This is a genomic window from Parabacteroides sp. AM58-2XD (assembly GCF_003463685.1).
Lineage (GTDB): Bacteria > Bacteroidota > Bacteroidia > Bacteroidales > Tannerellaceae > Parabacteroides > Parabacteroides segnis.
Map to the genome: position 1 here is coordinate 1 of NZ_QSDP01000044.1, position 24258 is coordinate 24258.

Below are 24258 nucleotides of genomic sequence, written 5' to 3' on the forward strand. Positions count from 1 at the left end.
TAATATAAGCTTACAGATAATAAACAATATATCGAATAAGGTTTTAGGACTCTGATTTTTCAATTGCCCTGTTCCTTATTCTGTATAAACTCTAATATTTACTAATAATTGTCACGATTATTATAAAAAAGGCTGTAGTTCTACTAAGACTCTAGTTGTTTCTTTCCCGGTTAAAGCATAAAAATCACATTGCTTTATTATGCAATTAACTAGATTTTCCTATATAACAATTTGTAAATACTTACCTGAATCAAGTAAAAACTAAGTTTTAACACTTTACTCTACCGTATCCGAGTAGCTTTAGACTTCGTTTTATATTGCAAACTCATCCTACAGCATAAGTCTTATATGATGTTCGTGTTCCTCAAACTGGGATTTTACGTACGATTTCTGATTCCACTTCACAATAATACCCCTTGCTGTTCAACTAACGGTTAGTTGCTACCGCCCCCATACTAAACTTATACCACCAAATAAAAATTATGCAAGGCATATAATAAAAAAGAAATCACTTCACAAGGAAATGATTTCTTTTTTTGATATTACTTCTCTTTTCTACAATTATAATGCAGCACTTTACCACCAAATTATATTCTTCAAAATCATCATTTTCACCCATCGATCTCCTTATTCATTTATATTCTCTGTTGACGCTCCTAGTGGCTTCCACACCTGCCACTAGAAACCCAACAGTGTTTATTCACCTTTCCAAGTACTACATATACTTCCGAATAGAATGTTCTTTTACCAACTAACTTTAGTAACCAGGATTTTGTTTCATATTCGGATTCCTATCCAATTCTGTCTGAGGTATCGGTAATAAATAATTCCGTTGAACTTGAAAAATACGCTCTTCCAATTTTATATGACCATCTCCCCAAGTGACTTTTCCTGTTTTGGAATCAATTGTTCCGTTCCGACTTCCAATAGCCCATCCATTTAATAAAGTCGGTCCAAGATCCCAACGCTTCAAATCAAAATAACGTAATCCTTCAAAAGCTAATTCTACACGTCTTTCATAACGAACCAACCTTTCTGTAAGTTCTGTTGCATCCGGCATGCCTACACGATTACGAATTTTATTAATATAATTCAAAGCTTTACCCTTATCTTTTCCAGTCTGTAAAGCACATTCTGCAAATGTGATATACATTTCTGGCAGACGTATCACAATAGCATTGCCATCATGATTGTTAGCATCCACTACAGACATAGGATACGTATATTTTTTGACAAGTAATCCACCACGAGACGCTGCAGCTTCCTCATGATAATCAAGATTTTTACGATCTGATTGTCCATCAATAAATTTATCTAAAGGATTATAGAAACGTCCATTATATTCTTCTCCTGGACATAATACTATTTTAGTCAAACGTGGATCTCTATGCTTAAACGGTTCATCTGGATTATATCCGGAATTAGGTTCATCTATAAATTTACCATTATCTACTTGAAAAGCATCTACAAAAGACCAAAGAGCATTTAAAGCAGACCAGCCACCTTCTGTTGCCGGAAGAGTTAATTGCGGCAACATACTACTATAATCATTTTTCATATATTGAACTTCCAAGATAGATTCCTTATTCGATGATTCTGCTGACGGCCAAAACAGTTCTTCATAATCTGGATATAATTCATAACACGACATATTAATAACTGTTTCCGCTGAATTTTGCGCCTGTTCATATTTTCCGAGATAAAGTTCCAATCGAGCTTTTAAAGCCAAAGCTGCCCCTTTTGTTATATGCCCACTTGATTCTAGCATATTTTGTACAGGTAATATAGCTGCAACTGCTTCCAATTCTTTTAAAATAAAATCTTCTACTTCCGCTTTTGGCGTACGAGACAAATTCGCTTCCTCCGCAGAAGTTATTACTTTATCTATCAAAGGTATATCCCCATAAAACATTACTTTATTAAAATAGTCATATGCTCGTAGAAAACGGACTTCAGCTTTATATTGTTCCTTTTTACTTTCATCCATTTCCACATTTTCTATTTTCTCCAGGAAATTATTATACTTTCGAATACGATCGTATCTAAACCAAGTAGTCGCATTTCCATCTACCCAAGTAGCATATAATCCGGGTGAAGATGTCGGTAAAATCTGTCCATTACCTATCTCCTGAAAGTTATAATTAAACTGCTCATAACCATTATCCGAGGCAGCGTCCAAAAAAACGATATTAGTTATAGCCTCCCAACCTTTATAACAACCGTTCAACGCCATATCTACATCTTTTTCACTTTGCCAAAATGTAGCATCAGATAATTTATCTTTTGGTGTAACATCCAAAAAACTATCACCACATGACACCAACCCCATCGCCAGTGTTAATCCTAATATAATCTTTTTCATAATGTATACGTATTAAAATGTAATATCCAAACCTATAGAATAAATTGCGACCTGCGGATATGAATATCCACCATTACCACTTTTAACTTCGGGATCAAAGTCATTTGGGAATTTAGTAAATGTCAATAAATTTTGCCCACTCACATATAATCGTGCTCGATTCAAATGTATACTTTTCAAAAGACTTTGAGGCAAATTATATCCGATTTGAAGATTTTTCAAACGCAAATAACTGGCATTCATCACAAGAAAAGAACTCATGACACGGTTGTGAGACTGATTGATCAATATACGCGGATAATGGCCTAACTGCGTTACCAGTCCGTTCTCTACGATCGTACGATCGAGGTGTTTTTCCTGCGCATTCGCTCCATCAATAAATCCCCACATCGACTCACGATCGACAGTACGATAAACGTCCGCCGCTCCCTGGAAAGAAGCCAGAAAATCGAAATCACGATATTTCATATTCAGATTAAATCCGTAAGTAATGTTCGGAATCGTATTTCCTAAAACGACACGATCTTCTGCATCTATCTTTCCATCATCATTTTGGTCTTTAAATTTCAAATCGCCAGCTTTAGAGTAGACAGAATGAACCGGACTATTTTTAGCTTCTTCGTCCGACATAAATATACCAGTACATTCATATCCATAAAAAGAATCCCAGGAATAACCTTCCATTTTAACATTATCCCCTTTCTCTGGGTTTGGATATTTATCAACCTTATTCTTATTATATGCCATATAACCATTGATATCATATTCTACATTTCCTATTTTATAAGAATGTCCCAACGATACCTCTACTCCTCTGTTTCTCATGGCTCCGGCATTAGATACGGGAGCATCCAGTCCAAAAATCAATGATACAGGTACTACTGCCAAAATATTATCGGTATACCGGTCATAATAATCGAAAGAAACATTGATCAGGTTATTCTTAAAACCGGCATCAAAACCTAAATCCAGTTCTTTAGTCGTTTCCCAGGTTATATTGCCGTTATTCGCTTTTGTTTGTACGGCACCATCAGCCACGACATTATTAAAATTATAGTTCTGTCCTAAAGCGATAATTGCAATATATTGATAATCATCCGTACGATGGTTACCCAGCTTACCCCATGAACCTCGAATCTTCAGATTATCCAACCAATGGATATTTTTCATGAAAGCCTCTTCGGAAATACGCCATCCGGCAGAGAAAGAAGGAAATGTTCCCCAACGATGTCCTTTTGCAAACTTGGAAGAACCGTCGCTTCGCAGATTAAATTCCAACAAATATTTGCCTGCATAATCATAGTTGATTCGTCCGAAATAAGAACCTATATTTGTTTCAAGTGCACTACCGTTATTACTCCATCCATTTGTTGAACCACCATCCAACTCAGTCAACTCATTACTTGGAAAATTCTTACGGTATGCTTTCGTCAGATTCTTTTTATAAGATTCCCTCGATACTCCCAACATTCCTTTAAATGAATGCTTACCTATTTGTTTCTGATAGTTCAACAATCCCTGGAGAGTGACTGTCATCCAACGATCCAGATAATCTTCTACACTGTTAGGACCTTGTACGGAACCATCCCCATAAGTAATTTCTTTAATATGTGTTTTTCCATCATCAAAATTGTAATCAATACCGGCAATACCTTTTAAGGTCAGCCCATCAATGATCTTAAGTTCACCGAACGCACTACCTAATGCATGAGTATAAACCGATGTTGCTTTTCCTCCGGCTTCGATCCAGGCGATCGGATTACCATCGATATGACGCCCGTAAGTTCCGTCGGAATATTGATTGACAAAAGTATTAGGAATACGATTGGCCTGACGGAAGAACTGACCCATACTATTCGAAAATGGATTTGTCGGTGCTACAATCTCCCTGCGGGACAAACTTGAATTTATCCCGAACGTCAACCATTCAGTCACTTTGCTATCCAAATTGATACGGACATTATATCGCTCATGTGAAGTATTTTTCGTTAAACCATCCTGACTATAATAAGCCAAAGATACGGCATAACGAGTATCTTCTGTTCCTCCATTTAAACTTATATTGTGATTATGAGTAAATCCACTACCTTGCAAAAGCAAGTCCATCCATTTGGTATTTGGATAATTATCCGGATCAGAACCATTTCTATATTTTTCAATATCTTCTGCTGTATATGCGGGAGCGGCACCTTCATTTATTCTTCCTTCATTATACAATTCAGCATATTGGGCAGAAGATAAATGATGAGGTTTTCTAACAGCTTTTTGCCAACCTACATATCCATTATAAGTCAATATGGGTTTTCCTACTTTTCCTCGTTTAGTAGTTATAAGAATCACACCATTTGCAGCTCTAGTCCCATAAATTGAAGCCGCTGCAGCATCCTTTAAAACACTTATATTTTCAATATCATTGGGGGTAACATCATTCATTGAACTTTCCAGCCCATCAACCAAAATCATAGGATCAGAATTATTCATCGTCCCAACACCACGAATACGAATAGAAGTTCCTTCACGACCAGGCTGACCGGTTTCTGCAGTAATTGAAACACCTGGCAATTTCCCTTGCAACATATTAGCTACATTAGTTGCAGGTAATCCGCTTAGTTGTTCTCCGGAGACAGCAGAAACAGCTCCCGTCAAATTAACCTTCTTCTGTGTACCAAAACCAACAACTACAACTTCATCTAGTTTTTGAGTATCCTCCCGAAGAGTAATCTGAAAAGAAGATTTATTTCCTACTGGCATAGACTGAGTTAAATAGCCGATATAGGAAACTTCCAAAATGGCATCTTCTGGAATATCCAAAGAAAAACGTCCATCTATATCTGTAATGATCCCGTTTGTGGTCCCTTTTTGTACAACATTCGCTCCAATAACCGGAAGCCCTGTTTCATCAACAACTGTACCGGATATTTTCTTTGTTTTTTGCTGGCTTACATCATTGTTCAACTCGGTGTCTGCCGAGTTGAACTGATTATAATCAGTTCCGGATTTTGCATAACTGGAGAAAGAACCCGCACCTAATAAAGTTGCGAGAAATAGATATCTTCCTCTTTTCCAAACATACATTTTCTTGTTTTTCATAATAACAATGTTTAATAAAAACGCCTTTATACTCAAATTGAATTTGATAAAGATTCACAATTGCAAAGTAAGTTATGATTTCATTCACGGCTGGTATCACATTGATAGCAAGATGTTTTAAATACGGAACAGATCTTTTAATAATGTATCAGATTGGGAACTAAACAATATATCTGTAGTCGTGGTAAAAATAGATAAAAAAAGTCGGATGTAACTTACTCACACCCGACTTTTAATTTACCACACAAAACTCTGCCCTATTCTTCTCCGACCAATTCAGGGAACTCCTGTTTCAGTATTTCTTTTGCCTTCTCGTAATCTTCTTCCATGACATATATCTCTCTTTGGAAACCTGGGAGCACGGAAGAAACGATCTCATTTTTCAGAAAAGACTCAATACCATCATTTCTCAACAGATCCTGCAACAAGGCTACAGGGAATCCATCATTTAATGTTGCCAAATAAATTGTTTCCATACCTTTACGAATTTAGAGGTTCTTATTTCCCAAAGGTATGTCTTTTTATTCTGAATTCCACCTTCACACAGAAAATATTTTTCCCCTTCCATATCCGGATTCAAAAAGTCTGGCACTATCAAACCATGGTGATTCCGAACCTTCATTGAATCATAACCGCATAAGTCGCATGCGGATAACGGCAAGAATAATGTCTTTGCATTCCTTAGTGCAAGGTTTTGCATTAAGGAATGCAAACTTCTGCACTACCGAATGCAAAGACTTGCACTACCGATTGCAATTGTATAAGCAGTGGGATACAATACAGCTTACAGCTTATGCCATTCGTAACAGTCAAAAACCGATATCTCTTTTCCAATCCACATCGTATTAAATACAAAAAAGCTGGACTCTCCTTGTATAACAAGAGAATCCAGCCTTTTCTTTTAGATATAGAAACTTCTATTACAATGTAAACTCTCCTTCCAACCGGATATCGTCCGAAGCTGCTCCAACCATGACTTTGAAGTCTCCCGGTTCTACCACCTGTTTCATTTCCATATTATAAAGAGACAGTTCTTCTTCACCCAATGTGAAAGTAACTTTCTTGCTTTCGCCTTTCTTCAGGGAGATACGTTCGAAAGCCTTTAACAGGATTGGGGACTGAGAAACAGAGGCTACTTTGTCACAGACGTAAAGCTGGACAACTTCTTCCCCATCACAGTCTCCGGTATTGCTAACCGTACAACTGACTGTTTGCAAGACATCTTTTCCATTACCTTTCTGTAGCTCCAATTGACTGTAATCAAACTTAGTATAGCTCAATCCATAGCCAAATGCATAAAGAGGCGTTCCTTCTTCTTCGACATAGGCACGCTGTTTTCCCTGTGAATAGAATAAGGGTAACTGACCTTCGCTGCGGGGTACGGATACTGGCAAACGTCCGGCAGGATTATAATCGCCAAACAAAACATCTGCTATAGCTGTCCCACCCTGTTCACCCGGATACCAAGCAGTAAGCAACGCCTGTGCCTTTTCCGAAGCCAGGTTCATATTTAATGTACGTCCCTGGATATAAATAACAACTAATGGTTTGCCTGTGGCAGCTACCGCCTCCAGGAGTTTTTCCTGATCGCCCAGTAAACGCAATGTGCTACGGTCATATCCTTCGCCACAATCCATATCCGACAGGAGTTGGTTTCCATCATTAGAAACATCCGCTGCACCTGTACCTATATATTTTGTCTTGAAATCGCGGGCACTCGAACCACCGACAACCAAAACAACTGCATCGGCAGCACGGGCAGCTTCCACCGCTGCCGGGATATTACTGGTCGTTACATCACGGATTGCACAGCCTTTTACATAATTCACTTTCGTTGAAGGAGAAACGGCTTTTCGTATACCATCCAGTACTGTAACAATCTCTTCACGTTCCTGAGGAGCCGTGTAGTCACCCAACTGGTTATACATCATATCCGCATTCGGACCGATTACAGCTATACTTTCAATATTTTTTTTCAGAGGCAATACACCTTCATTTTTTAGTAAAACAATCCCTTCACGGGCAACTTCGCGAGCCAGTTCTTTGTGAGTTTTTGAACGTACCACCTGTTTAGCCTGTTCCGGTGAAACATACGGATTCTCAAACAACCCCATGCGGAATTTCAGACGAAGGACATTAGCGACCGCTCTGTTGAGGTCATCCATGGTAATAGCACCTTCTTCCAAAGCTTTCTGAAGATTCTTTCCATAAGCATTTCCTCCCAGGTCCATATCAAGACCGGCTTTCAAAGCCAGAACGGCAGCTTCCTTATTATTTTTCGCCACTCTTGCCCCGACAATGCCTTCGATACTTGTCAAATCCGAATAAACGAACCCTTTAAAACCCCATTGATCACGGAGAACATCCGTCAATAAATATTTATTAGAAGTACAGGGAATACCATCGATAGAATTATAGGAAGTCATAATCGTTCCAACCCCTTCTTCCACTGCTTTCTTGAAAGGAGGCAGATAATCGGAAAATAACTGACGCATACCGACATTGGCACGTGCACCGTTATGTCCGGCTTCAGGAATGCCATAAGCGGCAAAATGTTTCAAGGTAGAATACAAATGCTTTCCGTCATTCTGCGATTTCCCCTGCATACCTTTCATAAAGGCAACCCCCAGATGAGTTGTCAGCACAGGATCTTCACCGAAAGTCTCTTCCATACGTGACCAACGTGGTTCACGGGCAATATCCAGCACCGGACCATAACCGATGTTGGCCCCCTGTGAACGTGCTTCCAGGGCAATAGCTTCTCCCATCCGATGCATTAACTCTGCATTCCAGGTACTTGCCTGAGACAAAGATGTCGGGAAGACAGTGGTACCAATCGCCATATGTCCGTGAGGACATTCTTCTGCAAACAGCACAGGGATTCCCAGACGGGTTTCTTCTACAGCATATTTTTGCAAGGCATTCAATGCTTTAGCTGACAGTTCCGGATTTAATCCTGTCTCCAAAGTCTTTTGTGTCCAGGGATCGGCGCGGAGGACTGCCCAGAATGAACCGATAGGCATCGTCTTCATCCGTTCTTTATAGAGGTCGGAAGCAACAACGCCGTTTTCCGTTTTAGTATACATTTCCCAACCAAGCGGACAACATAACTGACCGACTTTTTCTTCAACCGTCATACGTCCTATAAGATCGTTTACTCTGTCTTCAACAGGAGCCGTAGCCTGCTTGTATAACGGTTGTTGCGCCACGGCCTGTCCCGCACAAATGGCAAGGCCGATAATTAAAGTTGTTGTTTTACTCATATAACAAGTTATTTTATTTCAGTTATTTATCAGAAGTAAACTGCAAAGCAATCGGTTCGTTTTTCAACCCTTTCGGAAGGGTGACTCTTACCTTACCGTCCTTGCTGGTATATTTTACTGTTTTGTTACCTTTCAGCATTTTCATTTTACCTGTCGGAATGTTTCCTGTCCATTCAATTGTTTCAGGCAAATTCTCTCCTTCCGGCAAAGCATAAACAGCATATAATGTTTTACCGTCCTTATCAGCTGTAAACCAGACATTTCCATCATTATAAACCGGAGTGATACGAGTGTTGTAAATGGCCTTTCCATTGGCTCTCAGCCAGTCACCGATCACATGCAGACGTTCTGTAACAGCATCTTCAATAGTACCCTGTGGCGTAGGACCGACCCCCAACAGCAGACATCCGCCTTTTGCCGTGATTTCAGCCAGCAGACCGATTACTTTCGTCGGAGATTTATAAGGAGCATTAGGAACCCATCCCCAATCGTTACTCAAAGTAATACAACTTTCCCAGGGATTATTCAACTGAGTCTCAGGAATACTACGTTCCGGAGTTTGATAATTTTCATTTCTTCCACGGATAGTACGGTCTACGGAAATCAGTCCGGGTTGAGTAGAAGTACGTACCTTGTTCAATAATTTATCCAGATGGACATCTTCACCGGTCACCCAGCCGCCATCCAGCCAAAGGATATCAAAGTTGCCATAATTAGTCATCAGTTCATCCATCTGGTTATAGGTAAATTCCTGGTAATTTTTCCACCAGTCCGGATGACGGTCTATCTTATAATTCTGTCGACGGTTGGGAGTTGCAAAATAAGGATTCCAAAACCATTCGCAATGCCAGTCCGGTTTGGAGAAATAACACCCGATCATGAAATCCTTCTGACGGAATGCGTCAAAGACATAACGGGCCACATCTTTTTTGGGGTTATTGGCAAAAGGACCGTTTGCAATAGAAAAATCTGTATATTTTGAATCAAACATACAGAAACCATCATGGTGTTTGGTTGTAAAAATCATATATTTCATTCCGGCATCCTTCATAATATCAGCCCATTTGTCCGGATTGAACTGTGTCGGGTTCAATGATTCCTTTAAACCGAAATACCACTTCTTGTATTCATCATAGGTCATATCCTTTTTACGGGAAATCCAGTCTACATCCTCTGAACAAATAGACCATGACTCTACAATACCCGGAACCGAATAAAGCCCCCAATGGAATAACACACCGAATTTCTGGTCCTGCCATTTATCAAGTTTATCCAAGATCTGTTGATCTGTAGGCCATTCATAATCAGTAGAACGTTCATGAACGAATCCTTGTACTTCTTGGGCGTTTACATTCATAGACAAAGCTACACCAACTAAACATCCGAATAGTGTTTTCTGGAATTTCATAAAATGATTGTTTTAATTATTGTACATTCTTAATTTTTCGTTTAAGTCAAATCAGATTTAGTATTAAAAATCACGGCAAGTTATAGAAAATATCCCAAATGTCAAAATGTAATCCAGACAATATGTAACAAAAAAAATGTATGGACTGAGCGAGTGATTGATTTGTCAGACGACATTCAATCTCAGCCCGGTCCATACACTTTCTGTTCTATTTATTCCAAAGAACTATCCAATACGATAGTCTGCCCTTTTGCCAACTTAACTGATTTCACCAAGCCTGCATAACGCACTGGGATAATTTCATCCCCCTTCGTCCTATCCGCTTTAATCACTGCTTTAGTCAATACTCCGTCTTTCCAGAAAATATCGACCTCATAACCACCACGTGCCCGCAATCCGGTAACAGAGCCTGTCGGATATTTTGCCGGTAAGGCTGGCAACAAGCTGATTTCCCCTGCATGACTCTGTAAAAGCATTTCGGTAATAGCGGTAGTAATACCAAGGTTTCCATCTATTTGCCATGATTTCATAAATTCGCAAGTCAGATTCGGAGATAAAGCCAGGTCAAAATGACGGTCTATCACACGTTGCACACTATCCGGTTCTTCAAAACGGGCCCAGTAAACAGCCGGAAATGTTCCTGTCCAGCTACCGCTATTATAAGAATAACCCGGGCGCCGGTATTCTATCGTTTTTCTGAAAGCCTGGGCCAGTTCAGGCGTCCCGCGCAGCGTTATTTGATTTCCTACGGCAAATGCCCAGCCATGCCCGACCTGTCCGCTGGCCGGATTGGAAGGTTCCCAATCATCGTTCCATTCCTGTAGTTGTCCTGTTCTTGGGCTGATCTTCATCGGAGGCAGTTTAGCATATGCTTTTGCCACTTCTTCTTTAAAAGCTCCGTCATTCAGAATTTCAGCAGATTTCATCGTATTTTCAAACAAAGCACGAACGATCTGCATATCCTGAGCGGAACCGATACAGGCCCATCCCTTCTCGCCATTCGGTTTGATATAACCATTCTCAAAAGATTCGGACGGACTCGTTACCAGATACCCATCCCGGTCTGTTTGCAGGTTGTCCAGGTAAAAGATGGAAGCGCTCTTTAATAAATCATAGTGATCGCGAAGGAAATCCTCATCCAGGGTAAACAGATAATGATCCCAGATATGCTGGCAAAGCCAGGCACCTCCTACCTGGAACAAAGAATATAATCCGGTTCCTCCAACCATCCAGGTCGTACGCCATATATCGAGATTATGATGGGCAACCCAACCACGGGAGTTATACAGGTTCTTGGCTGTCCTTGCACCATCGACAGAGGTTTCCCGGATCATATCGAACATCGGGAAATGGCATTCGGAAAGATTGGTGATCTCAGCCGGCCAGTAATTAATCTCCGCATTACAGTTAATCGTCCAGTTTGCACTCCAGGCGGGTTGCATGTCCTGATTCCAGATACCTTGTAAGTTTGCCGGCTGCGAACCTGGCCGTGAAGCCGAGATAAGCAGATAGCGTCCGAACTGGAAATACAAAGCAGTAAGGGCCGGGTCTATGCCGGGTTTATAATTTTTTATTCGCTGGTTAATAGGTAAAGTTGATTCCGTAGATTCACCCAAGTCGATACTTACCCGTCCGAACAGGGAAGAGTAATCTGCCAGATGCGCTTTATATAAATCAGGATATTTCTTCGTTTCCAGAGAGGAAAGATATTTTTTGCATATTGCTTTTTCATCTTTCCCATTTACAGCAGGATCTTTATCGAAGCCGTTAAAACTGGTGGCTGCAACAAAAGTAATAGTGGCAGATACTGCATCTTTTACATGCAATTTATCATCTTGGGCAGAAATTGTTCCTCCCTCCTGCCTGATTAATAATCGTCCTTCGAAACGCATGCCTTTTCCTTCCTTGTACACCGGAGGATGAACGCCTGTATAATTAGGATCGGTATGCCAGGGAGCCTGCCCATTAATTACAATCTGATTACCTTCCACCTTTGTCTGGTTATTGATCTGACTGCCCAGGCCGGCGAAAAACTCAACAGCATTCTTTTTATCCGCAGAGATATTCATTACAATGGCCTGGTCGGGATATGAAGCAAACAGTTCCCGTTTATAATTAACTCCATTCTGCGTATATGTAATCGTGACAACTCCCCGATTCAGGTCCAACTCTCTTCTATTATCCGGAGACATTCCCGTCGCCAGGCCATTCCAGCAGAATATCGGCTAAAGGCATATAATTCTGGTTCCAGGGACCGAGCATATGTTTATCGATCAGCTCTTGGGCCTCCAGGTTCTTTTCTTCCAACAGTAATTTTCGTATTTCCGGAAGACATTTATAAGCTCCCGGCCGTTGCAAATCTCGTGGTTCACCGCTCCAGAACGTATCATCGTTTGTACGGATGGTATCTTTGGTTACTCCTCCATAAACCATCCCTCCCAAACGGCCATTGCCTATAGGAGTCGCTTCATACCAGGAGGCGGCAGGCTGGTCCATATAAAGGATGGTCGAAGACAGGTTCTTTGCCGGAGGCTGACCTCCGGCACAAGACAATAATGCAACCGGTAACAGGTACCGGATAACTTTTATAAAAGTGTTTTCCATAATATCTCTCAATTATTTATAATCGGATTTCAGAGGATTAACATCCATCTCGCTAAGCGGGAATGGTCATAAATGAATAATAAACTTAACCTGCCGGCTTTATATCTACCCATTCACCTTTACGGGTTTCAAACGATAGTATGCCGTCTTCGTTCGTAACATCTCCGGCATTACCTGTTACTACTGCTTCATCTGTTCCGAATGGAGATGCGAGACGTAATGTTCCGCCCTGTTCAGGATAGATGCGAAGTTTGGTGATCTTTCCATTCTGTTTTTCGGCAGAGATAAGGAAAGCACCCATGGCACGAAGGTTATCAAAAGAGACATTCGACCAGTCGGAAGGGATCGCCGGGAACACACGGATGATTCCGGTATGACTTTGCAAAAGCATTTCCTGGATACCGGCAGCGAAGGCAAAGTTACCTTCCAGGGTAAACGGACGGTATGTGAATTTGGACTTCCCTGTTTTTGTCTGGTCGCCGTTGGCATGGAATGTATTACGCAAGCAAAAACATTCAGCAAATGTACGCAATTCCCGGGCAGCACCATCACCGTCAAATGCACGGGCTTTCATATTACCAAACCAACTATATGAATAACCGGTCCAGTAGTCGGGACCATAATCCTGCAACTTCTTTATTGTAGCTTTAATGATCTGTTGGGATTTCTCACCCTGGCTCCAATCCAGCAAACCTAGCGGATGGATAGCCATCGCATGAGAGAAATGACGGTGGGACTGATCGTATGAGAAACCTTTGGCAAACGTCAAGGCACCATCTTTATCCACATCTAATTCCGGCAGTTGTTCATTCAGTTTTTTCCAATGAGCGGCCTCTTCCGGGATCTCTAATTCCCCGGCAAGTTCAGACGCGGCACTGAAAGCGAACTTCATCAAAGCCAGATCATAGTTTGTCATATCCTTAAACCAGGCGTTGATCGAATTATCGTATATCTCAGGACTGGAACTCATGGTCAGTTTACGAACACCCTGAGCATCCACCACGGATATTTGTTCCAGGTATGTAGCCACATCTTTCAGGAAAGGATAAGCACGGTCTTTCAGGAAATCACGGTCCATCGAATATTTCCAGTGAAGATAAAAATGCTGTGCCAGCCAGGCTCCGGCCGTCTGCGACATGGAATATTGAATCCATCCTCCCATCGGAACGCCTAACAATGTACATACGCCGGGGACATTCATACCATCCGTTTCAAAATACTGACGGGTATATTCCTTATAGACATCCCGCTGATTCCAAAGCGTATTCAGATAACCCAGACCTTCCGTCAGATGGTTACCGGTATAAGTCGGCCAGTAGCTGAGTTGAGTATTCAGGTCATGATGATAATCACCTTTCCAGGGCGGGAGTTTACCGTTATCGGCAGTCCATACAGCCTGCAAAGAGATGGGATAAGAGTTTTCGCGGGTGGCAGAACCGTATTTATACATTTCATTATCATATTGTTTCTGCAAAACAGGATCCGGAAGTGTGACGGATGACTGTGCCCAATAATTCTTCCAGAAATTCAGGTGAGACTGATAATCCTGATTCACTCCGCGTGTCATGGCTTCCTGTGTTTTTTCAGTTGCCTTATCAGATTCCAATGAAGAAGTCACGCTCCAGACACCATACAGGGTCTTTCCCTTCTGCTCCCAGCGAACATTCACATCATACGAAAAACTATTCCAGCCTTCCTGATGATAGGCTATCTGATTCGCATCTTCATGAATAGTACCCTGCTTGTAACCCAGACGGCGCAAATCCTGCCCTTCTACGGAATTTCCGGCTTTATCTCCTCCTGTACTGTATTTGGGAGAAATTAAGGTAGGAGTTATCGACGAGGGTAAATTCTCGAAAACAAACCAACCGACCGGTTCGGTGGCATGGACAAAAGTTTTCAATGTGGTTCCGTTATCCCACGTCGCTTCACAAAGCGCATCATTCAAATAAAGACGGACATCGGAAGGAGAACCCAGTTCTTCCAGAGAGAACTCCAGCGCCGCCCCCGGTATTTTGGACGGAGCCGGTTGACGGTCATACGGATGGTCGTATTTCTGCTGAACCGGAAGATAATCCTTTTTCTTCACTTGTTCACGAACCCAGGCAAACCGGTTATTCGGACCGGAGATACTATCCATCGGACGCAAATCCCAGAGGTCTGTCCTGTCCAGGGATAAACGTAATGCCGAATCCCGCTGCCAAACCAAAGCCCCGACAGTCGCATTTCCTAACGGCATCCCTTCATCCCAGGTAGTTGCCAGGTTGGAGAATCGCAAATCGCTTTCGGAAGGAGTAACAGGCAGATCGACCTTTCCACCATTACAGGCTGCTAATAGCCAGACTGTCGATACGAGTAATAAATGTTTCATCATTATATGTATAAATTGGTATTATTTTATTGCATAAGTTTTCCTTTAATACCGAAATCATCGATAATCAGCATACCGTTTCCTTGCTTCATAATGGCAATATAAAAGTCTGTACATGAGGGAACCGTAAAGCACACCCGGCATTTACCCGGACGATTCAGATCGTAAGAAAACACAGGAACTTTTTCCGATGGAGAGATTCCAACGACCTTATAAACATCACGAGCGTCTACTTTATAATCGAATTCGATCTCATACGTCTGACCGGGCACAAAACGAATCATAGCCGGAGAGGTTCTGTACACTTCGCCGTTCCGTTCACGCCAGGTTGCTAAAGACCAGTTACCATTAATCGTATTATCGGTATAGATGCCATGCTTTTCAGATAAATGTGTTGTAAAGGCACTGGTTGGCAAGGGATAAAAGGACCCCATCCTTCATCTACATGCTCAAAGTCTTCGTAATAATCATATCCTGCTTTTTTAGGAGACTGATAAGCGATGACACGTACATCGTCAAAGGCGACAACAGACGTATCACCCGAAACAGCAGCACATAAAGATAATGTAACGCTACTTTTACCGGCCGGAACCCGGAAAGGAAGTTTCAAACGCTGCCATGTCGTTTTGAAACGATCGGTATTATCGGTATAATTAAAGACATTACTTTCTTCAATAGAAACCTGTTCATTCTGTTGGCTACCGGTCTGTATACTTAATGCAGCTCCCTTCCGACCGGTTACATTAACCCACACGGATGCAACATATTCCTTACCAGGAGCCAACCCCTCAATCTGCTGGCTCACACTAGCAGCTCCTCCTCCTTTTACAGATAAATAACTTTGACCGTAATCCGTCCTTTCAACAGATACTGCGGCAGCATCTCCTTCCACTTTCCAATGATCGAATGTATGGCTATCAAAGCCCATATCTTTAACGAGACTACCTGTACTCCATTCCATTGCCGGCGATGGTTTTGCTTCTTCTTTATATAAGACATAACCGATTTCCGGCAATGCTTCGATCTCTACTCCACCGTTGCGTACGGGCAGTTTTGCCACAAATGATTTTCCGGTATCTCCCAAGCGATATAACCAAACATATGTAACCGATTTCCAGGAAACAGGAAGTAGCCAGGATGTCTTACCGCCTTTTAGATTATAATGATATATCTTCTCTTCCGTAGCCGGATTCCAGGGAATAAATACGCTACCGCCGGACATCAGTATCCGGTCGCCTTTACGAATGACAGTTTCCTCTTTTTCATCCCAGTAAGAAGTCAGGCCGTCTGCCAGTACGGCACGAACGGTGTCGAGTTGCATAACCGGATAATGCATCAGATAACGATAAGGCAATTGTTTAGTAAAGAAATTACGTATCACGCCATTAAAATCACGTCCTTTCTGCCATCCCATAAAACCTATCTCGGCCCCCCGGTTATACCCCCCCAGCAATGCCGGATGTTTAGCATATCCGTCGCGATATTGGTGATGCACAAAACGATGTATCAAGCTCTTGGCCTCAGGATTATAATGAATCCAGGTTGCTTCTTTATCGAAGACATTGGCATCTTCCGTCCAGATCGCCCAACCGTTCTGATTGAAAATCCGGGCAGTCTGATAGGCTAGCCAACGATATTCACGATACGTATCGAGATAGACAAAAGAGAGATCGGGCACATCTTCCTTCAGCTGATTCAAACGCTTCTCAAAAGTTCCGGCCAGCATATCTGCTTCTTTATTGATAAAGAATGCCTGATCCAGCCAGCTCCAACCGGGCATATCGGTGACGATCTTGTCGTTGAATGCTCTTGCTTCGGGATACGATTCGCTATGATTGATATGGACACCGATGTGAGCATTATATTTGCGGGCTTCTTTAGCGAGGAAAGCCAGGTCGTCTTTACCGCCTGCCCGCTCGTTATAATTGCCGGAATAGTCCGGGTGAGCACTGTCATGTCCTTCACTCTGGTAGCCTTTCAACTCGAGCATTTGTCCGAAACCGTCGGTTGCCAGATAGAATTTCTTTATGTTATCCAGCTGACGGAGGAAAGGGTATTGAGCGCAACTGGCAAAATTCATCGTAATGGTAGCATATGAATTCTGCAACTTTTCTACGCCGGAAGGTGCCGGATAGACTTTCTGCAAAGCAACCGCCCCATCTTGCCAGTCTACCTGATTATCCTGATTACAATCATCGGACAGGATTACTTTTATATAAGGCAGTTCAGTCACTTCTCCGTCATGTCCGCGGTAAATCCACTCATTCCCCCATATACCGGTAACGACTTCCCCCGGCAACTGTACCGACTGATATAAAAACTGACGGGTACCATAAATAGAATTACTTTCAAGTGTTGCCACCAACTTATCTGAATTCAACAAAAGAATGGAACCATATTGACAGGTATTATCAACAGCCTTATCCTTTAGCGGATAGAATATATCGGAATGTACATTATCGGCGATAGCCAAAGAGGCATTCGGAGTGGATGCGGAAACAGATACCAGGTGATGGTCGGGAAAGACTAGTGTCTTTACTTTAACATCGCCATCTTCTTCGATCTTTTTTACGGAAAGCTGAAATATATTATCGGTTACTTCGCAGCAAACATGTAGTGTAACACCTATTTCTTTTACTTTCAACGTATACAATATACAATCAGCCTCAACTTTACTCGTCACCTTGGGTTGATAATAGTCTCCGTTGATCGTGATACCCTTTACGTCAAATATCTGTCCGTTCAACCGAGCCTGATTATCCTTCCACGTATAGGATTGGATAGATGGAAAATCTTTATTCAGCAGGACATCCATTCGGGAAGAAGACAACTTGTAAGCACTTCTCTTTTTGGCAATTTCTTTGCCGGGCTCCGGCAATGCCCGGCAAACGACGTTAGATATTTGCACATTACCTTTATCATGTACACGAAATCCTGTCTGTCCGGATGAAAGAGTAATGTCTGGTATATACTTATGACCAATTTGTTCACCGTCTACATAAACTGTCAATGTACGTCCGATGCAGTTTACTTTGATATGCCTTAAATGATGTGCATATAATTTCGCTATATCGCGCGCAATCTCGATCTTTCCACCCGGTGTTTCCACATACCAAACTGCAAAACCCAAGTTATCCGCAGCCTCGTTGCATCCAACATACACCCAGTCCTTCGCATTCTTATAACGCAATAAGACACCTACCTGGCTGATGAGTTTTGCGGTAACAGATCAAACTCGACAGTACTGTTTACGGCAGAAAAGTCATTTACCAGAATGAGACTATCCGCTTTCGTACTCAACCGATAAACAGATGAAGGGGTCTTCATTCCCCTTTCTACCGGCGATAAGGCAACAGAGGCGACAGAGATCAAACTGAAAACCCCGATTGTAAGTATTTTATTCATGGTATCTACTTGTAATTCCTATATGATATACAATAATCAAATTAACAAAGATAAAAGGTCTATATATATAAAAGAAATATATTCCTGCTCTCTTTTCCACTATATCGTATTTTGCAAACTATTCCACAGATTATGCAAAACACAAAGCAATCGTACTTCTAATAATATGTTTATTCCTCCACGATAGCCACTTTTGAAATAACCAGATCAGGACCATTCTTCAGCTTTGCTTTCAAACGAAGTATTCCGTCATTTGAATCTTCACGCATAATATGGAGTTTTACCCATGACTCTTCATTCTCTTGTTTTACCAATTCGTAGTCACGCCCTTCGAAGACAAGATGCCCCGTGCGTCCTTTCTTATCCTTGTCGACAAAACAAACATATAAGGAACCGATGATTCCCGGAGGACATTGGATCGTCAACTCCATCTCCTTTGCCTGCCAGTCCGGAGTTATCTCGTATGTTGTCTTCTTGTTGGCAAAGGTTTTGTCCGGAGCTGCACAGTCTATATACAGCAAAGCATTGCTGAACTCACCGGTAACAGTGCTCTTCAATGGTTCCACATAAGTCAGCATTTTCTGCAAGGAGGCAATATCTTTTTCATACGAAGGATTAAAATCGTCCGAACTCATATAATGCAGAATGCTGTTCTTCAACTGGCGTGCAGCCGGATTCTTTTCATCTCTCAGATCAAAACCGCAGACAAGCAATTTTCCTTTTCCTACTTTCAACTCAAAGATGGAGGCAAGCTTATTATTCCGATGAAAATCATCGACCGGCTGCGCAATCGGCTTATAGCTTTCCGGATAGTCGTTTATATAGAAGGCACGGGCATCTTTATAAACGGATTGCCACTGCCAGTCACTATGCGAATCGGTCGGAAACTGTGCAAACAACGGATGTTTATCGCGAACAATCATACCGATCGTATTCTTACCCTGCCCGGGGAAGAAAGTCAGCGACCAATACAAAGGGTAAAAACTAATCTTATCGCAGGTTTCTTCCGTCCCCAAAGCAGATGCCTGCAAAAGAACCTTCTCTCCTTTTCCAAACGTTTCAGGCATTCGGCATCCATCCGGTCGGTGACATACACATCTTCCGCCACAACAGGTTTATCCGGAGACTTTGCAGACGGATAAACCCAGATATTCCAACGGTTAACTATGGGCCGTCCCTGCAAACCGACTTCAACCGTCAGTTTTTGAGCAGCAGAGATAGAAGAAAGATCACAATTTATTTTACCTCCCAGTTCGGAAGTACCTACGGGCCAACGGCGGGATGCAGTCTTTCCGGAAGCGACCAGATTACTGTTTCCATCTTTAATCTTCCAGTAAAGCCCCTCCTGCAAATCTTCGGTTCCGTAATGTGCCAGCTGCATTTCAGCCGTAAAAGGCTCGTTGTTTTCCCATACATATTTAGGCATACGTAACAAAGGGACTGTCGTATCATGGTGTGCACGGAACTGTTCAGGCGTTGTAATGCCTTTGCTGTCATAAAAAACATCCAGCCAACCGATCAACGCTTCGCCCTGCCCTGATAATCCTGCATGCTAAGCAACTGGATGCCGGCACAGGAAGGCGTACGAAGGAAGGACTCTATTTCATATTTGTACATGATCTGGTTCAGGGCACCGGAAGCTGCAACAAATTCCTCATTCTGCTCCTCGATCTTGTTTTTACAGGCCTGCTCGCGGAACTCTTCAAAGTTACGGGCCTTCAGTACACCTGTATATTTCTTTATCTCCTCCCATTTCGGATAAACCGGCCATTGCCCGATCTCATGCGAAAGAATGGGGATGTCCGAACGTGAATACACATCTTCAAAATCCCAGGCGGTAGAAGCACCGCCCCGAAGCCCGCGGGTTCCGCCCAATCCGTCAATATAATGAGTGACCATATATTGATCGAGCGGCATGATCTTACGAGCCGTTGAAGTTGCATACAGGCGACGCGAGTCTTTTTCTTTCAAGGGTTTCATCCACGACTCCATCACTTCGAAATCAGAGTTACCCAACTCGTTACCGATACATTGCATAATGAAAGACGGATGGTTGCCGTAAGCATCGATCATACGGGTTAATTCCTGCTGCACATACCGGTCGGCCGAAGGATTCTTACCCAATCCCTGCGGATGGCCTTTGGTATCCATCTCTTTTCGTTCTTTCTGCTCGACAGACATCCACCAGTCGATCCAAATCGTTTCTGCCTGGATATAAATACCGATCCGGTCGGCCGCGATAAAAGCTGCTTCCGGAGGACACCAGGAATGAAAACGGACATGATTCAGACCGTAGTCTTTATAAATACGGAAAATCTTTTCCCAATCTTCTACCTTACAGGACGGATAACCCGTCAGCGGAAAATGCACGCAATCGAGATTACCACGCAGAAAAACAGGTTTTCCGTTGATAAGAACTTTCGATTTGGATGTCGTCACTTCCCGGAAGCCGAACTCGATTTCACGGGTATCGTATATTTTCTTTTTATCCCGTACGGTAACTTTCAACTGATACAAATGGGGAGTGACATCATTCCATAGCTTGATACCCTCCGGCATAGATGCTTTAAAATTCAGAACATTCGCTCCTTTTTGCAGCAACTGTTCGGTCACTTGTGTAAAAACAACTGCTCCACTCTCACGCTCTGTCAGTTGCCAGGTTATACGTGCATCGACCTTTTTAGATGAAGTATTCATCAAAGTATCCATCAGTTGCAGAGAACAGGGAAAAACCTTGGTAAACACCTGCGGATTAGAGAAATGAACCGGTTCGATTGCCTTCAATTGTATGCGTCCGACAACTCCGTTCCAAATGCTTTGCGTATATTCCGTATAGACATGACCTTTATCACCGATATTATAGATCAGATCATTATTGATACGAATAGTCAACCGATGTTTACCGGGGGATAGATAACCGAGATCATGGTAATGGGGAGTAGACAAAGCATCCTGCACGGATACCTCCTTTCCATCTACAAAAACACGTGATTCCCATAAGACACGTTCCAGTTCCATCCGAATGCGTTTTCCGTTCCATTCGGATGGAATTTCAATTTCTCTCGAATACCAGGCCGGACCGTAGTATTTATAAGCACGGGTCAGGATACCGAAATCGGAACCGCACGTCTTCCCGCCATATTGCGCTTCATCGGTTGTTCCCGGCAAGGCAATCGTTTTATCATACGAACGGTCTTGCCAGTTTTCTTTCATTCCCTGATCGGTAGGGTCGAGGCTGAACTGCCAGGTTCCTGCCAACGATTGAATATTCTGCGCGTGCAGATAGCTTCCAAGAGTTAAAGAAAGTAGTGTTAGTGAAATTGTTTTGCTTAGCTTCATATAAAATTATGTTTCTGATACAGTCTATTAGCCCGGTCACAGTATGATTTACCCGCCAGTTTGTAAGGATAAACCCCAATTCTTTATTCATATCACAGCTGTGAAACAAAAGAAACTCAACTGTGATACAAACGGAATCCAACTGTGAAACAAAAGAAATGCATCTGTGATATGGAAAGAATATACGCTTATTCCGTCATAAACTTGAAATTATATTCACTGAATGACCAAATCTTTTTTCCTTTCGGTTGAACGGCTTTTCCTTTTTTCTTTCCTTTCTTATCAACCGTAACGGTCAGATCGATGCGGGTAAACTCTCCCTTTTCGTAGTTATAGGAACTTCCGTCATCATCATATAAAGAATATGTGCCCGGTTTGTTTCCATAATGCCGTACTTCCAGCGGATATTTCTGATCACCGAATTTCGACATAGCAGGCCAGAGTGGGATAATACCACCGTCTTTTACATATACAGGAATATGGCGGTCAGCCGGGATAACAGTTATGACTTCTCCCTCACCGGCAAACTTTCCGGTGTAAAAATCATACCATTTACCTTGCGGGAGAACGACTTTACGTTCTTTCTCTCCGGCAAACAAAGGAGCGACCAGGATATTCTCGCCGACCATAAACTGGTCTTTCACTTCCCGGCGTACAGCCATCGCATACGGATTCTCAGTTGCATCCAGCTTACCTTCTTCCGTCTGTGCTTCAACAGAATAACCTTCTTCCAGATTCATGGCACGTACCGGAGGTGTTCCGTAGAATGCGTAATCGGCAAAAGCGGTATATAAATAAGGTATCAACTGAATACGCAACAAAGCGATCTCACGAATATCATCTTCTACATCTGCAAAAGTCCATGGTTTCGTTCCGTCCGCCCAAGCATTCAACTGTGCAATAGGCGAAAAACAAACAGTCTGCATCCGTCGAAGCCATTCTTCCGATGTTTTGGAGGAACGAACTTCCGGTGTCCATAACACGCCGATAAAAGAACTGTTTATCAAAGCGGTGATAAAACCGCGATGGTCGTAATAGTCATTATACAGGACATAAGGATAAGCATTCGTTCCCGCATTACCGGCACGTACCTGCCCATAAGTACGCAGATTCTTTTCGCGATACATCTTTACCGTAGCCTGTTGCATCAGCGAACCATACAAGTTACGCAACTGTTCCGCCGGGATACCGGAAGGAAACGTAGCTACATCAGGCCACAACCAGGAATCATAACCATCGTTCTCATCCATCTTATATCCGCTTATTCCCAGGTCGACCTGATGTTTACGGAAGTGATCGGTCATAATTTTACAGGCCTCAGGCATGGAGTAGTCGGGAACCTCACCCAGCCAGACCGTATGAGAACCGGTATAGGGTTTTATTTTATCGTAGACTTCACTATATTTGGATACATACGGATTCATCCAAAGGTTCAACCGTATATTCCGGTCGAGCATCTCTTTGGCAAAGCCGGGAGCATCCGGGAAGCGGGTTTTATCCCATTCATAGGTACAAGGATAAGCTTTGCTATGCCATCCCGGTTCAAGACCAATCACGGAAAGAGGAAATCCGCGTTTCTCAAATTCATCCACCTCTTTCTTTACATCGTTATCGGTAAACAAAGTCGGTGTACGGTGCCAGAAACCCAGTCCCCAACGCGGAGGCAAAGCGCCACCACCATTATACAGATTGTAACGACGAACAACATCTTGCATGGTTGGCCCCGCAAAGAAAACCAATTCCACGCCTTGTGCAGGAACCAGGACTTCGATATTGTCGGAATAAGGTTGTGCAGGCCAGGTCGGATCTGTATTACGGTCTTGTTCCTCCGGGGCATTCGGTCCCTTGCGAACGGCCGTTCCTACCCATAAATCTATATAGCGGGCGGAATTGATCAGTACACCATATCCGCGGGAAGATACGAAGAAAGGAACCGGTGCATGGGTACGGCCGTTATCGCTTCCGGTGTAATGATCCATATGCAGCCGCATGATACGGCCCCGTTGTTCGACAGTTTTGAAGTTAAGCCCCAAACCGAATATCTTCTCCCCTTTTTCCAACGGGAAACTGATATACGTTTTGCCATCCCTTAACTCTGTTTTTACATCAGCCGGTGATATAGGCAACCGACCTTCCGCCATCTGCTGCAAGGCTTCTTTCTTCGGAGTTATATCGAGTTCGCTCAGCAGGTTGATCTTTTCGGGTGTGCCTACTGAAAGTTTCCATATTCCGGCATATTCATTATTGCCCCATTCTTTTGGGGTTACGTTCGGTTGACTATAGGCTGTCATGACTAAGCCGATAGACGCAAATAATAAGGTAAGTCTTCTCATGGTATTGTTATATACGTATTTACTCCGCAAAATAAGAGTTTTTCTCTAAAAGAACAAATAGACTATATAAGATAAAAGATGGA

General features: G+C 42.5%; 15 protein-coding genes. All 15 read right to left on the minus strand.

Annotated features, from left to right (window positions below; all coding sequences use genetic code 11):
• Nucleotides 1–757: 757 nt before the first annotated feature.
• Complete coding sequence (locus DXA15_RS12065; RefSeq protein WP_128134182.1) at nt 758–2362, minus strand: RagB/SusD family nutrient uptake outer membrane protein; 1605 nt, start codon at nt 2360–2362, stop codon at nt 758–760.
• Nucleotides 2363–2374: 12 nt separating this feature from the next.
• A complete protein-coding gene (locus tag DXA15_RS12070; protein ID WP_128134183.1) occupies nt 2375–5452 on the minus strand; it encodes a TonB-dependent receptor in 3078 nt (1025 codons plus the stop codon).
• Between the two features lie 257 nt (nt 5453–5709).
• Nucleotides 5710–5928 carry a DUF2007 domain-containing protein gene (locus DXA15_RS12075; RefSeq protein WP_128134184.1) on the minus strand — a complete coding sequence of 73 codons (219 nt, stop codon included), beginning with the start codon at nt 5926–5928 and terminating at the stop codon, nt 5710–5712.
• 444 nt (nt 5929–6372) lie between these two features.
• Nucleotides 6373–8715, minus strand: a complete 2343-nt coding sequence (locus DXA15_RS12080) for a glycoside hydrolase family 3 N-terminal domain-containing protein (protein WP_128134185.1) — start codon at nt 8713–8715, stop codon at nt 6373–6375.
• Nucleotides 8716–8737: 22 nt separating this feature from the next.
• The gene (locus DXA15_RS12085; protein WP_128134186.1) at nt 8738–10123 is read right to left on the minus strand and encodes an alpha-L-fucosidase; all 1386 of its coding nucleotides are present in this window, start codon (nt 10121–10123) and stop codon (nt 8738–8740) included.
• Nucleotides 10124–10335: 212 nt separating this feature from the next.
• Nucleotides 10336–12291 carry a glycoside hydrolase N-terminal domain-containing protein gene (locus DXA15_RS12090; protein WP_158579656.1) on the minus strand — a complete coding sequence of 652 codons (1956 nt, stop codon included), beginning with the start codon at nt 12289–12291 and terminating at the stop codon, nt 10336–10338.
• A 10-nt stretch (nt 12292–12301) separates the two neighbouring features.
• On the minus strand, nt 12302–12727 hold the full coding sequence (locus DXA15_RS27625; protein ID WP_128134188.1) for a glycoside hydrolase N-terminal domain-containing protein: 426 nt from the start codon (nt 12725–12727) through the stop codon (nt 12302–12304).
• 85 nt (nt 12728–12812) lie between these two features.
• Nucleotides 12813–15101: a glycoside hydrolase family 95-like protein gene (locus tag DXA15_RS12100; RefSeq protein WP_128134189.1), complete on the minus strand. Its 2289-nt coding sequence runs from the start codon at nt 15099–15101 to the stop codon at nt 12813–12815.
• 23 nt (nt 15102–15124) lie between these two features.
• The gene (locus DXA15_RS12105; RefSeq protein WP_128134190.1) at nt 15125–15532 is read right to left on the minus strand and encodes a hypothetical protein; all 408 of its coding nucleotides are present in this window, start codon (nt 15530–15532) and stop codon (nt 15125–15127) included.
• Nucleotides 15430–18288 carry an endo-alpha-N-acetylgalactosaminidase family protein gene (locus DXA15_RS12110; RefSeq protein ID WP_128134191.1) on the minus strand — a complete coding sequence of 953 codons (2859 nt, stop codon included), beginning with the start codon at nt 18286–18288 and terminating at the stop codon, nt 15430–15432. Before DXA15_RS12110 ends, DXA15_RS12105 begins: the two co-directional genes overlap by 103 nt.
• An 8-nt stretch (nt 18289–18296) precedes the next feature.
• On the minus strand, nt 18297–18503 hold the full coding sequence (locus DXA15_RS12115; RefSeq protein ID WP_128134192.1) for a hypothetical protein: 207 nt from the start codon (nt 18501–18503) through the stop codon (nt 18297–18299).
• A 170-nt stretch (nt 18504–18673) separates the two neighbouring features.
• Nucleotides 18674–19570 (minus strand): hypothetical protein, encoded by an 897-nt coding sequence (locus DXA15_RS26425; protein WP_233567218.1) that lies wholly within the window; start codon nt 19568–19570, stop codon nt 18674–18676.
• Complete coding sequence (locus DXA15_RS26430; protein ID WP_233567220.1) at nt 19462–20025, minus strand: hypothetical protein; 564 nt, start codon at nt 20023–20025, stop codon at nt 19462–19464. Before DXA15_RS26430 ends, DXA15_RS26425 begins: the two co-directional genes overlap by 109 nt.
• Nucleotides 20022–21842, minus strand: a complete 1821-nt coding sequence (locus DXA15_RS26435; protein ID WP_233567223.1) for a sugar-binding domain-containing protein — start codon at nt 21840–21842, stop codon at nt 20022–20024. Before DXA15_RS26435 ends, DXA15_RS26430 begins: the two co-directional genes overlap by 4 nt.
• A gap of 188 nt (nt 21843–22030) precedes the next feature.
• On the minus strand, nt 22031–24175 hold the full coding sequence (locus DXA15_RS12125; RefSeq protein ID WP_233567224.1) for a TIM-barrel domain-containing protein: 2145 nt from the start codon (nt 24173–24175) through the stop codon (nt 22031–22033).
• Between the last annotated feature and the right edge of the window lie 83 nt (nt 24176–24258).

What these genes read in the sequence shown, in the direction of transcription:
- DXA15_RS12065 (WP_128134182.1), bottom strand. Translation starts at nt 2,362, where the DNA reads ATGAAAAAGATTATATTAGGATTAACACTGGCGATGGGGTTGGTGTCA.
- DXA15_RS12070 (WP_128134183.1), bottom strand. Translation starts at nt 5,452, where the DNA reads ATGAAAAACAAGAAAATGTATGTTTGGAAAAGAGGAAGATATCTATTT.
- DXA15_RS12075 (WP_128134184.1), bottom strand. Translation starts at nt 5,928, where the DNA reads ATGGAAACAATTTATTTGGCAACATTAAATGATGGATTCCCTGTAGCC.
- DXA15_RS12080 (WP_128134185.1), bottom strand. Translation starts at nt 8,715, where the DNA reads ATGAGTAAAACAACAACTTTAATTATCGGCCTTGCCATTTGTGCGGGA.
- DXA15_RS12085 (WP_128134186.1), bottom strand. Translation starts at nt 10,123, where the DNA reads ATGAAATTCCAGAAAACACTATTCGGATGTTTAGTTGGTGTAGCTTTG.
- DXA15_RS27625 (WP_128134188.1), bottom strand. Translation starts at nt 12,727, where the DNA reads ATGGAAAACACTTTTATAAAAGTTATCCGGTACCTGTTACCGGTTGCA.
- DXA15_RS12100 (WP_128134189.1), bottom strand. Translation starts at nt 15,101, where the DNA reads ATGATGAAACATTTATTACTCGTATCGACAGTCTGGCTATTAGCAGCC.
- DXA15_RS12105 (WP_128134190.1), bottom strand. Translation starts at nt 15,532, where the DNA reads ATGGGGTCCTTTTATCCCTTGCCAACCAGTGCCTTTACAACACATTTA.
- DXA15_RS12115 (WP_128134192.1), bottom strand. Translation starts at nt 18,503, where the DNA reads ATGAATAAAATACTTACAATCGGGGTTTTCAGTTTGATCTCTGTCGCC.
- DXA15_RS26425 (WP_233567218.1), bottom strand. Translation starts at nt 19,570, where the DNA reads ATGCCTGAAACGTTTGGAAAAGGAGAGAAGGTTCTTTTGCAGGCATCT.
- DXA15_RS26435 (WP_233567223.1), bottom strand. Translation starts at nt 21,842, where the DNA reads ATGAAGCTAAGCAAAACAATTTCACTAACACTACTTTCTTTAACTCTT.
- DXA15_RS12125 (WP_233567224.1), bottom strand. Translation starts at nt 24,175, where the DNA reads ATGAGAAGACTTACCTTATTATTTGCGTCTATCGGCTTAGTCATGACA.